The sequence below is a fragment of the Actinomycetospora sp. genome, from assembly GCF_055612215.1.
Genome location: NZ_JBVPVA010000157.1, coordinates 1 through 10,048, shown reverse-complemented (window position 1 = coordinate 10,048; position 10,048 = coordinate 1). Strand labels below are relative to the sequence as shown.

11 protein-coding genes and 1 tRNA gene are annotated in these 10,048 nt (G+C 74.5%); 5 read left to right on the top strand and 7 right to left on the bottom strand.

The features are described from left to right. Nucleotides 1-158: 158 nt before the first annotated feature. Entirely contained in the window at nucleotides 159-1,127 is a 969-nt protein-coding gene (locus AC0CYZ_RS04480; RefSeq protein WP_472212740.1) for a TauD/TfdA dioxygenase family protein, read from the bottom strand. Nucleotides 1,128-1,406: 279 nt separating this feature from the next. Here AC0CYZ_RS04480 and AC0CYZ_RS04475 point away from each other — a divergent pair, with 279 nt between their 5' ends. Then, nucleotides 1,407-2,441: a glycosyltransferase family 4 protein gene (locus AC0CYZ_RS04475; protein ID WP_472212737.1), complete on the top strand. Its 1,035-nt coding sequence runs from the start codon at nucleotides 1,407-1,409 to the stop codon at nucleotides 2,439-2,441. On the opposite strand, the gene AC0CYZ_RS04470 is transcribed toward AC0CYZ_RS04475, so the two are convergent. The 3 genes from AC0CYZ_RS04470 to AC0CYZ_RS04460 form a co-directional block, all read right to left on the bottom strand. After that, the gene (locus AC0CYZ_RS04470) at nucleotides 2,442-2,993 is read right to left on the bottom strand and encodes a DUF4334 domain-containing protein (RefSeq protein ID WP_472212736.1); all 552 of its coding nucleotides are present in this window, start codon (nucleotides 2,991-2,993) and stop codon (nucleotides 2,442-2,444) included. It abuts the gene before it with no gap. A gap of 47 nt (nucleotides 2,994-3,040) precedes the next feature. Continuing rightward, nucleotides 3,041-3,319: a hypothetical protein gene (locus tag AC0CYZ_RS04465; RefSeq protein WP_472212735.1), complete on the bottom strand. Its 279-nt coding sequence runs from the start codon at nucleotides 3,317-3,319 to the stop codon at nucleotides 3,041-3,043. A gap of 86 nt (nucleotides 3,320-3,405) precedes the next feature. Beyond that, nucleotides 3,406-4,125: an alpha/beta fold hydrolase gene (locus AC0CYZ_RS04460; protein WP_472212734.1), complete on the bottom strand. Its 720-nt coding sequence runs from the start codon at nucleotides 4,123-4,125 to the stop codon at nucleotides 3,406-3,408. Between the two features lie 144 nt (nucleotides 4,126-4,269). Here AC0CYZ_RS04460 and AC0CYZ_RS04455 point away from each other — a divergent pair, with 144 nt between their 5' ends. After that, entirely contained in the window at nucleotides 4,270-6,354 is a 2,085-nt protein-coding gene (locus AC0CYZ_RS04455) for a fatty acid desaturase (RefSeq protein WP_472212733.1), read from the top strand. A gap of 6 nt (nucleotides 6,355-6,360) precedes the next feature. On the opposite strand, the gene AC0CYZ_RS04450 is transcribed toward AC0CYZ_RS04455, so the two are convergent. Beyond that, nucleotides 6,361-6,726 carry a VOC family protein gene (locus AC0CYZ_RS04450; RefSeq protein ID WP_472212731.1) on the bottom strand — a complete coding sequence of 122 codons (366 nt, stop codon included), beginning with the start codon at nucleotides 6,724-6,726 and terminating at the stop codon, nucleotides 6,361-6,363. A gap of 149 nt (nucleotides 6,727-6,875) precedes the next feature. Between AC0CYZ_RS04450 and AC0CYZ_RS04445 the strand changes: the two genes are divergently transcribed. From AC0CYZ_RS04445 to AC0CYZ_RS04435, 3 genes are read left to right on the top strand one after another with little or no spacing between them, the layout of a single operon-like run. Beyond that, nucleotides 6,876-7,601, top strand: a complete 726-nt coding sequence (locus tag AC0CYZ_RS04445) for a dihydrofolate reductase family protein (RefSeq protein ID WP_472212729.1) — start codon at nucleotides 6,876-6,878, stop codon at nucleotides 7,599-7,601. A 21-nt stretch (nucleotides 7,602-7,622) separates the two neighbouring features. Then, nucleotides 7,623-7,976 carry a YciI family protein gene (locus AC0CYZ_RS04440; protein ID WP_472212738.1) on the top strand — a complete coding sequence of 118 codons (354 nt, stop codon included), beginning with the start codon at nucleotides 7,623-7,625 and terminating at the stop codon, nucleotides 7,974-7,976. After that, a complete protein-coding gene (locus AC0CYZ_RS04435; protein ID WP_472212727.1) occupies nucleotides 7,973-9,178 on the top strand; it encodes an RNA polymerase sigma factor in 1,206 nt (401 codons plus the stop codon). Before AC0CYZ_RS04440 ends, AC0CYZ_RS04435 begins: the two co-directional genes overlap by 4 nt. A 1-nt stretch (nucleotide 9,179) precedes the next feature. Here the strand turns inward: AC0CYZ_RS04435 and AC0CYZ_RS04430 are convergent, their stop codons facing one another. Continuing rightward, nucleotides 9,180-9,512 (bottom strand): DUF1330 domain-containing protein, encoded by a 333-nt coding sequence (locus tag AC0CYZ_RS04430; RefSeq protein ID WP_472212725.1) that lies wholly within the window; start codon nucleotides 9,510-9,512, stop codon nucleotides 9,180-9,182. A 146-nt stretch (nucleotides 9,513-9,658) separates the two neighbouring features. Beyond that, nucleotides 9,659-9,772: transfer RNA gene (locus tag AC0CYZ_RS04425), tRNA-OTHER, on the bottom strand. Between the last annotated feature and the right edge of the window lie 276 nt (nucleotides 9,773-10,048).

The following is a 10,048-nucleotide window of genomic DNA, read 5'->3' as shown; positions in this document are numbered from 1 at the left end:
TGCTCGCGTTCCTGTCCGAGGTCGGCATGGTCGGTGGCCCCTCGGAGCGCCTCTGGCAGCGCTGCCGGGGCTGACCGGCGGCACCCGCTACGGAACGAACGGCCCGCTGGTCACCTTCTTCGGTGACCACCGGGCCGTTCGTCCTGTTCGAGCCGGACTCAGAACGGCGCGTCCCCCGCGATCGCCACCCGCTCGGCCACGCGGACGTGCGACCCGTAGTCCCCGACCGCGTAGTGCTGGGTCGCCCGGTTGTCCCAGAACGCCACGGTGCCCTCGGCCCAGCGGTACCGGACCTGGAACTCCGGGGTGTGCGCCTGGGCGAAGAGGTGGCGAAGGAGCGCGTCGGACTCCGCGGGCTCCATCCCGACGATCCGCGTCGTGAAGGACGCGTTGACGAAGAGCGTGCGCCGCCCGGTCTCCGGGTGGATCCGCACGACGGGGTGGGTGACCGGCGGGAACACGTCCGCCAGCTCGGCGAGCTTCCCCGCGTCCAGGAACCGCGCGAACCCGGGCACCATGTCGTGCACCGCGACCGCGTCGTCGATCCGGGCCCGCACCGCGTCGGAGAGGTTGTCGTAGGCGGCCCCCATGTCCGCCCACAGGGTGTCCCCGCCGAACGGCGGCGTCGTGACCATGCGCAGGATCGCGCCCATCGCCGGGGCGGGCCGGAACGACGTGTCGACGTGCCAGATGTTCTCGTAGGTCTGGCGTCCGGCGCCGCCCTTGGCGAAGCGGACCACGCTCGGGTCGTCACCCGCCTCGAGCAGCGGGTTGGTCTCGAGCTCGCCCCAGAGCCGGCCGAACGCCCGCTGTGCCGCGCTGTCGAGGTGCTGGCCGGGGAAGAAGAGGACCTTCCACTCCAGCAGCGCGCGGTGGATCTCACGGCGGACCTCCGCCGGCAGCGGGGCCGACAGGTCGACGCCGGTGATCTCGGCCCCGAGCGTGACCCCGACCGGCGTCACCGTGACGGCCGTGTAGTCCCCGTGACACCGCTCCGGCCCGTCACCCGGCAGGCGGCGCAGGGAGCGCCGGCCCTCGAGGAGGTCGATGGCGGGAGTGGCACGGGGTCGGTCGTGGCTGGCCTGGTCCGTGCCGACCCCGCCGGCGGGGACACCGGTTTCGAGGATGGTCGTCACGTCCACCGATCATGGGTCATCGCAGGGCACTGCGCCATCCGCCGGACGCCGCGGGGCCGACGGCCGGCGACCGACACCGGATCCGCACACGGACGTCACCTCGATGACACTCCGCAGCGGTCGAGTGGGCAGAACACGAGGAGGGATCACTCGAGCGCACCAGGAAGGTCACGGATGACAGACATCCGAGCCCCACGAGCTCCCACCTCGTCCGCCCGTCCGGAGCAGCCACCGCCGGCGGCTCCCGAGCCGCGGCCGACGGTGCTCGTCGTGGGCCCCCGGGCCGACGCCCGCGGCGGCATCGGGAGCGTCCAGCACGCGCTGGAGGCGCACGCCTCGGCGCTGGCCGACCTCGAGGTCGTCACCACCCACCGCGACGGGTCGCTCGCGACGCGGCTGTGGACGACGGCCGCCGGCACGCTGGGCGCCGCGCGCCGCCTCGTCGTCGGACGCCCGACCGTCGCGCACATGCACGTCTCGCAACGGGGGTCGGTGCTGCGCAAGGGACTGCTGGGCCTGCTCGCCCGCTCCCGGGGGGTGCCGGTCGTGATGCACCTGCACGGCTCGCAGTTCCTCGACTGGTTCGACGGACTGTCCCGGCCCGCGCGCGGCGTCGTCCGCGCCCTGCTGCGCCCGCACCGGCTCGTCGTGCTCTCGGAGACCCTCCGCGGGGCGTACCGCACCCGTCTCGGCGTGCCCGACGACCGCGTCGTCACGCTCCCGAACCCCGTCGAGTGGCCGGAGGTGCTCCCGAGGACCGCCCACGACGGCGAGGTGCTCGCGCTCTTCCTCGGCCGGTTCGGGGTCCGCAAGGGCGTCTACGACCTCGTCGAGGCCTGCACCCGGCTCGCGCCCGTCACCCGCCGTCGGCTCCGCGTGGTCGCCGCCGGCGACGGGGAGATCGACGAGGTCCGCGCCGCCGTCGCCGCGGCGGGGGTCGGCGACGTCGTGGAGGTCGTGCCGTGGCTCGACCACGCCGAGCGCGACGCCCTGCTCCGCCGCGCCGAGCTGCTCGTGCTGCCCAGCGCGGCCGAGGGCCTGCCGATGGCGGTGCTGGAGGCGATGGCGTTCGGGGTCGTGCCGCTGGTCACCCCGGTCGGCGCCCTGCCCGAGCTCGTGCACGACGGCGTCAACGGCGTCGTGGTCCCCGTCGGGGACCCCGCGGCCCTCGCGCGGGCACTCGACGACCTGCTCGCCGACGACGAGCGCCGCCGCGCGCTCGGCCGACGCGCCCGCCGGGACGCGGAGCCGTACTCGGCGACGCGCTGGGCCGTCCGGCTCGCCGCGATCTGGTCCGCGGCCTGATCACGGCCGGAACAGCACGAAGAAGTACGGCGCCGGATCGCCCCGGTGGTCCATGAGACCGAGCAGCCGCGTCTCCGAGACGCGGCGGAACACGTCGTTGATCGGGCGGGCGTCGTAGATCATCGTCGCGGTCGAGACCCCGCGGTACTCCGTCGCGCGCAGCCGGGCCGTGTAGCGGGAGGTCGCGAGCAGCGGGCGGGCCGTGGTGATCACCCGGTGCAGCCAGGGGCGACGCAGCGCCGCGGGGGTCGGGAGGCTCATCGGCACCCGGCTCGGGTCGACGGCGAAGGTGCTCGTGCGCGTCGCGTCCCAGAAGAGCAGCGGGTGGACGCGGTCGGCGTCGTCGAAGCGCTTGCCCGCCCACCCCGTCGCCGCGAGCAGGCCGTCCATCGGGTGGCCGGTCGGGAACTCCTCGCCCCGCCACTCGCCGAGCATCTCCTCGGGCCGGACGGCGGGCAGCGTGTCGAAGAGCGCCAGGGCCTCGTCCGTGCCCACCTCCCCGCGGTTCGCGCGGGCCAGCAGGACGTCGAAGGACGGGTCCACGGTCGTCATGGCGGTGAGTGTGCCGCGAGTCCCCGCGCGACCCCAGGTCCTGTGAGCTAGACGGCGACCGAGCGCGCGATGAGGTCGTCCAGCGTCGCGACGAGCCCCTGCGCCGTCCGGCCCGCGGTGCCCTCGAGGACCGCGCGCAGCCCGCACAGGTGCCCGAGCGGGTCCCGCGTCGCCCGGCTGAACGGGGCCGCGGCCAGCGCCTCCGCGTGGTCGATCAGGACGTCGACGGCCGGACCGAAGAGGCCGTCGTCGACGAGCGCGTCCAGCTCGACGATGGCGGTGCGCGCGACCATCCGGATGCGGGTCGCGTCGGCGATGATGGTCACGTCGAGTGACTTTATGGAGACCGAGCGTGGATGAACCCGGGATTCACCCCGGGCGGTGAGGCCCGTTCGACGAGCGGGCGGCGCGATCAGCCGAGCGGCGTGTGCACCGAGAGGAAGCTCGCGATGCTCTCCCGCGCCGCGTCGTTGTACTCCGGGGCCTTCCAGCGCTCGACCAGCGTTGCGTGCGGCGCCACGTCGGCGAGCATCGCCGACGCGGACGCCGGGTGGGGCTCGTCGCCGCCGGCGAAGACGAGGATCGGCGCGTCGAACCCGGCGACGGCCGTGTCGGGGACGCTCCAGAGGGTGTTGTCGGAGCCGTAGAGGTTCTCGCGCAGCCCGTGCCAGTCGGCCTCCGACGCCTCCGGGTGGTTCTTGGCCTCCTCGGCGGCGAACTCGTCGAAGCGGCCGAGGAAGGCGTCGCGGTTGTCCTCCTGCCCGATCGGCTGCAGGCACACCGCGGCGGCCACCCGCTCGGGGGCGCGTGCGAGCAGGTTCGCGACGAAGGGGCCGCCGATGCACATCCCGACGAGGTGGCAGCGCTCGATCCCGAGGTGGTCGAGCAGCGCGAGGTGGTCGGCGGTGTAGGAGTCCCAGCCGTCGGAGGCGTGCACGGGCGCGAACGACTCCCCCGCGTTGCGCTGGTCCATCAGCACGACGCGGTGGTCGGCGGCGAGCGCGCCGGGCACGTCCCACGGCGCGAGCGACCACGCCTCGATCGTCGAGCGCATGCCGCCGGGCGCGAAGGCCAGGACGGGGAAGCCCTCGCCCATCTGTTCGTACTGGATGCGCACGTCGCCGTTCTCCATGACCGACATGGCGGCGGGTGCCCCGCGTCCCGGTGATCTACGCAGGGACGGGCCCGGCGTACTGAGACAGAAACCAGTCCTTGTTCCAGAGGACGTCCGCTGCCTACTCTCGGGTATCCGTCGACGACGACCGCGGGAGGACCCGTGACCGCCACCGAGCCCTCCGCCGCCCCACCGCGCCGCGTGCTGTCCGAGGACGAGGCCGCGGCGGTCCGTCGCGGCGTCCCGGACCCCGGCATCCCGCTGCCCGCCGTCGCGTGGCCGACGGTGGCGCTGTGGGCCGGCTCGCTGGCGGCGTGGGTCGCCGCGACGGTGCTCGCGCTGGCCGCGCTCGACGGTTCGGTGAGCCGCTGGTGGCTCGTCGTGACCGTGCCGGTCCACGCGCTGGTCACGTTCAGCATGTTCACCGTGCTGCACGAGGCCACCCACCACGCGGCCGGGCGCCTGCGGGGGGTCAACGAGGTCCTCGGGCGGGTGTCGATCCCGTTCGTCGTGGCGTGGGCGACGTTCCCGCTGGTGCGCTACATCCACATCGAGCACCACCGGCACACCAACGCCGACGTGCTGACCGACCCCGACGCGTGGGTCGAGGGCGGCCCGACCTGGCAGCGCCCGCTGCGGTGGCTCGCGATCGACGGCTGGTACTTCCGCTTCTACGGGCCGCGGATGCGCGTCCGTCCGCGCGGCGAGGTGGCCGGGGAACTGGCGACCCTCGCCGTCGTCGTCGGGGTGGCGGCCGCACTCGTCGCGACGGGCCACGGTCTCGCGCTCGTCGTGGTCTACCTGCTGCCGCAGCGGATCGGGATCGGCGTGCTGGCCTGGTGGTTCGACTGGCTGCCCCACCACGACCTCGGCGTCACCGCGCGCACCGACCGCTTCCGCGCGACCCGCGTGCGCGTGGGCCGCGAGTGGCTGATGACGCCGGTGATGCTCTACCAGAACTACCACCTGGTCCATCACATCCACCCGACGATCCCGTTCTACCGCTACGTGCGGGCCTGGGAGAACACCCGCGACGACTACCTCGCCCGCGACGTCCCGATCGCCACGGCCTGGGGCACGGAGCTGACCCCGGCCGAGTACCGCGCGTGGCGCGGCCTCACCGACGGCATGGCGCTGCCGGCGGGCGAGGTGCGCCCCGGCTTCCACCGGCTGCGCGCGGCCGAGGTCCGGCGGCTGACGGCCGACGCCGTCGCGGTGACCTTCGACGTCCCCGACGAGCTCGCCGCGACCTTCGCGCACCGTCCCGGCCAGCACGTGACCGTCCGGGCCTGGCTGGACCCGGCCGACGGCGCGGGCCGCGAGGAGGTGCGACGCAGCTACTCGGTCTGCTCGGCGGCCGGGTCCGGGGTGCTGCGGATCGGGATCCGCACGGTCGACGGCGGCCGCTTCTCCACCTGGGTCGGCTCGGAGCTGGCCGCCGGGGACACCCTCGAGGTCGCGGCGCCCGCGGGACGCTTCACCCCGGAGCCGCCGGTGGGCCTGGCCTCGGGACGGCGGGTGGTCGCGGTGGCGGCGGGCAGCGGCGTCACGCCGGTCCTCTCGATCGTCGCGAGCGTGCTCGAGGCCGAGCCGGCGACGCGCGTGACGCTGCTGCTGGGCAACCGCGACGCGGCGTCGACGATGTTCGCCGACGAGCTGTCGATGCTGGTCGCGCGGGCCGAGGGCCGGCTGCGACTGGTGCACGTGCTCTCGCGCGGGGCCGTCGCGTCGGACGGGCGGGCCGACGACGCCGTCCGCTGGGAGACCGTCGAGGCGGGTCGGCTCTCCGTGGAGCGCGTGCTGGCGCACGTACCGCGACCCGACGACGTCGACGGCTGGTTCCTCTGCGGACCGGAGTCACTGGGCGATTCGCTCGTGGCCGGGCTCGAGGCGGCGGGCGTGCCGGGCGAGCGGGTGCACCGGGAGGTGTTCGCGACGGCGTCGGCCGCCGGCCCCGTCGAGGGGACGACGGCGGCCTCGGTGAGCGTGACGCTGGACGGTGCCTCGGCCGTGATCGACTGTGGGCCCGACGAGGCGGTACTCGACGCCGCCCTGCGCGCCGACCTGGACGCGCCGTACTCGTGCGCGGGCGGGGCGTGCGGCACGTGCGTCGCGACGCTGCGCTCGGGCACCGTCCACATGGCCGTGCGCCACGCGCTCACCGACGCCGAGGTGGCCGACGGGCGCATCCTGACCTGCCAGGCCCGCCCGACGAGCGAGGCCGTGGCCGTCGACTACGACGGCTGACACGGGTCACTCGGCGGGCAGGAGGCAGAACTCGTTGCCCTCCGGGTCGGCCAGGACGATCCACGGGTGGTCCGGGGCCTCGTCGAGCAGCGAGGCCCCGAGGGCGACCAGCCGGTCGCACTCCGTGCGCTGGTCGCTCCCGGCGGGCGCCCGGAGGTCGAGGTGGACCCGGTTCTTGCCCTCGGTCGGGGCGGGGACGGCCTGGAACAGCAGCACGGTCTCCCCGACGAGGGCGACCTCGACGTAGGGCGTCCCGTGCGCGTCGCGCCAGCGCTCGACGATCTCGGCGTCGAGCGCCGCCGCCCAGAACGAGGCCAGGGCCTCGGGGTCGCGCGCATCGACCGCGACCGCCACCACGGAGAGCCGGCTCACGCCGGTCACGGTCGCACACCCGGGCCGGCCGTCGATCCGGGATTTCTCCGCGGATTCCTCGCCGGCGGACGTCGAGGACGGCCCGTCCGCTCCGACTGAGGGGCACCGGCGGCCGCGGGGCCGCCCCGTTCCGAGAAGGAGCACGGACGATGACGCAGGTGACCGCCCAGATGTCGGCGTCCCTCGACGGCTTCTACACCGGGCCGAGGGATCCGCGGAACCCGACGGACATGAGCAGCTGGATGCAGGGCCCCGAGGCGCCCGGCTTCTTCCGGGTCACCCGCTGGGTGGTCGACGCGATGGCCTGGCGCGAGCGGGTGGGCGCCGCCGGCGGCGAGGCGTCGATCAACTCGGAGATCCTGGAGGAGACGTTCTCCTCGGCCGGTGCCTACGTCATGGGCCGGCGCATGTTCGACGCCGGCGAGGTCCCGTGGGGCGACGAGCCGCCCTTCCGGGCGCCGGTGTTCGTCGTGACCCACCGTCCCCGGGCGGTGCTGGAGCGCCAGGGCGGCACCTCCTTCACCTTCGTCACCGAGGGGCCCGAGCGGGCCGTCGAGCTGGCCCGGGAGGCCGCGGGCAGCAAGGACGTGGCGGTGGCCGGTGGCGGGGAGGTCCTGCGCCAGGTGCTGCGGGCCGGGCTGCTCGACCAGCTGGAGGTGCACATCGCCCCGGTGCTGCTGGGCGAAGGCCAGCGCCTGTTCGACCCCGGCCTCGGGCTCGGCGCCGAGGACGGGATCGAGCTGGTCGCGACCCGGGTCGTCGCGGGGCCCGACGTCACCCATGTCCGCTACACCGTGAGCGGGCGCTCGAGGCTGGTGCTGGACGATCGGGGCGCGAGCGGCGAGCTGGTCGGGTCCGCCCGGCCGGAGCAGTGAGAGGAGCGGACCGTGAAGTACATGCTGCTGATCTACGGCAACGAGGAGGCGTTCAGCGCGGTCGGCGCCGAAGCCCTCGCCGAGATCATCCGCGAGACCGACGCCTTCAACCAGGAGCTGTTCGAGTCGGGTGAGCTGATCGGCGCCTACGGCATGGCCGACCAGGTGAACTCCAAGATGGTCCGGGTCAGCGGCGGGACCCCGGCGGTCACCGACGGCCCGTACGCCGAGGCGAAGGAGTACCTGGGCAGCGTCTGGATCGTCGACTGCGACGGCCCGGACCGGGCCCTCGAGATCGCGGCTCGCAACCCGTCGGCGCGCCACTGGGGGGTCGAGGTCCGGCCGATCATGCACGAGGCCGACGTCGGACCGTGACCGATTGGCAGGCCGTCCGCGCCCTCGTCCCGGAGGTGCTCGGGGCGCTGGTGCGCCGTTACGGCCACTTCGACGCCTGCGAGGACGCCGTCGCGGAGGCGCTGGCGGCGGCCGCGGCCCAGTGGCCGGCGCAGGGGTGGCCGGAGGATCCCCGGGCGTGGTTGGTGACGGTGGCGTCGCGTCGCCTCGCCGACCAGCTGCGCAGCGACGCCGCCCGCCGCCGACGGGAGGAGGCCGATGCCGCCCGGACTCCGCCTCCGCCCGTGGGCGGTCCCACCGGCGACGACACCCTCAGGTTGCTGTTCCTGTGCTGCCACCCGGCGCTGACGCCGTCGTCGCAGGTCGCGCTGACCCTGCGGGCCGTCGGCGGCCTGTCGACCGCCGAGATCGCCCGGGCCTTCCTCGTGCCCGAGGCGACGATGGCGCAGCGGATCAGCCGGGCGAAGCTGCGCATCACGGCGGCGGGGGCCGCCTTCGAGCTGCCCCCGCCCGCCGAGACGGCGCAGCGGCTCGGCGTCGTGCTCCACGTCGTCTACCTCGTGTTCAACGAGGGCTACACGGCCACGTCGGGGACGCAGCTGGTGCGGGCCGGACTGACCGACGAGGCACTGCGGCTCGCCCGCGAGCTCCACCGGCTGGTCCCCGACGACGGCGAGGTGGCCGGCCTGCTGGCCCTGCTGCTGCTGACCGACGCCCGCCGCCCGGCCCGTACAGCTCCCGACGGGTCCCTGGTGCCGCTGAGCGAGCAGGACCGGTCGCTGTGGGACACCGACGCCGTCGCCGAGGGCGTGGCTCTGGTGACCGACGCCCTGGCGAGGGGCCCGGTCGGCCCCTACCAGCTCCAGGCCGCCATCGCCGCCGTCCACGACGAGGCACCCACCGCCGACGTCACCGACTGGCCCCAGATCCTCGCCCTGTACACGGTCCTGGAGCGCGTGGCGCCGAACCCGACGGTGACGCTCAACCGGGCGGTCGCGGTGGCCGAGGTGCGCGGGCCGTCGGCCGGGTTGGCCCTGCTCGACGACCTGGCGGGCGACGAGCGCCTCGCCGCCTCCCACCACCTCGTGTCCGTGCGGGCCCACCTGCTGGAGATGGCCGGCGACCGCGACGCGGCGCGCGCGGGGTACCGCGAGGCGGCCCGACGCACCACCAGCGAACCCGAGCGGCGCCACCTCCTGGCGCGGGCCGCCCGGTTGGGGTGACTCACCGCCCGGGCGCGAGCCCTTCGACGCCGACCATCCGCCCGGTGCTGACCTCCTCCCGGACCGACTTCATCTCCGCGTAGGCCGGTCCGCCGTAAAAGGACTCCCACGCCTCCTGGGACGGGAACTCCAGGAGGACCAGCCGCGACGGGGTCCAGTCCCCCTCGTAGACCGTGAAGTCACCACCGCGCACCAGGTACCGACCGCCCGCGTCCTCCAACGCCGGCCTCACCCGTTCCATGTAGGTGCGGTACCTCGCGACGTCGTGGATGTCGACGTCGAAGATCACGTAGTACCGGCCGGTGGCGTCGTCGTCCGATTGCGCACTGGTCATGGCTGCTCCCTCGCACGACCTGCGCTCCACGGCCGGCCGCATCGCCTGGCGTCGTGAGCCACGCTAGCCGGATCCGACCTCGCCCCGGCTCCGCTGTCCGGGCCCGATCCGAGGTCGCGGACGGCCGGAGACGCGGTCCGATCCCGAGCCGGCGCGGGGAATCGAACCCCGGACCTTTCGCTTACAAGGGCCACGCGACTCGTCTAGAGGAGTCGTTCCTCTCGGCCTGACTCGGAGCGCTGTCCTGGACGAACACCAGCAGATGGCCGCGAACCCGAGGCGGCTGCTACACGCTACACGGCTCTCGCCGCACGGCTCGTGCTCGGGGTCTCTCCCTCGGCGGCGCGGGGTCGCCTCGGACAGGTCGATCGTGCCGGGGCAAGGGCCACTCCGTCGACCCCCTCAGCGTTCCTGCTCACCCTGGCCCTTGCGGCGGTGCGAGCGGGCTGTCAGACCCCGGGAGCGCCGACGAGGGCGAGACCCCGTCCCGACCACCACTGCACTCCCGACCCCGGCACCGCTGGGTCCCCCTCTCC